Origin of the sequence: Pseudomonas sp. SIMBA_068 (assembly GCF_046534705.1) — a bacterium.
GTDB lineage: Bacteria > Pseudomonadota > Gammaproteobacteria > Pseudomonadales > Pseudomonadaceae > Aquipseudomonas > Aquipseudomonas putida.
Genome location: NZ_JAWRYI010001290.1, coordinates 1 through 247 on the forward strand (window position 1 = coordinate 1; position 247 = coordinate 247).

Annotated in this window: 1 protein-coding gene; it reads left to right on the forward strand. The window is 59.9% G+C overall.

Features of this window, described 5'->3' with window-relative positions; genetic code table 11:
• Window positions 1-10: 10 nt before the first annotated feature.
• On the forward strand, window positions 11-247 hold a 237-nt coding region (locus tag SB756_RS33735), incomplete at its 3' end, for a response regulator (RefSeq protein ID WP_410913720.1).

Genomic DNA, 247 nt, shown 5'->3' on the forward strand with positions numbered 1-247 from the left:
GTGACAACCCATGAATGATTTACAGCTCGACGAATTCAAGACCGACGAAAATGCCGCCATGGTGTTGCTGGTGGACGACCAGGCCATGATCGGCGAAGCGGTGCGGCGTGGGTTGGCGAACGAGGAAAACATCGATTTCCACTTCTGCGCCGATCCGCACCAGGCCATTGCCCAGGCGATCCGCATCAAGCCCACGGTGATTCTCCAGGACCTGGTGATGCCGGGCCTGGACGGCCTGACCCTGGTG